This window comes from Domibacillus indicus, from assembly GCF_023715895.1.
In the GTDB taxonomy this organism is placed as follows: domain Bacteria; phylum Bacillota; class Bacilli; order Bacillales; family Domibacillaceae; genus Domibacillus; species Domibacillus indicus_A.
The window spans coordinates 1-241 of the sequence record NZ_JAMBOO010000156.1 but is presented as its reverse complement, the minus strand read 5'-3'; the positions used below and the strand labels follow the sequence as shown (position 1 = coordinate 241).

The 241-nt window shown below is 55.2% G+C and carries 1 rRNA gene; it reads right to left on the bottom strand.

Annotation, left to right across the window (positions count from 1 at the left end):
* Positions 1-241: ribosomal RNA gene (locus M3221_RS26065) — 16S ribosomal RNA — on the bottom strand; the annotation flags it as partial.

Genomic DNA, 241 nt, shown 5'->3' with positions numbered 1-241 from the left:
GTCTTGCAGCCCTTTGTACCATCCATTGTAGCACGTGTGTAGCCCAGGTCATAAGGGGCATGATGATTTGACGTCATCCCCACCTTCCTCCGGTTTGTCACCGGCAGTCACCTTAGAGTGCCCAACTAAATGCTGGCAACTAAGATCAAGGGTTGCGCTCGTTGCGGGACTTAACCCAACATCTCACGACACGAGCTGACGACAACCATGCACCACCTGTCACCGCTGCCCCCGAAGGGGA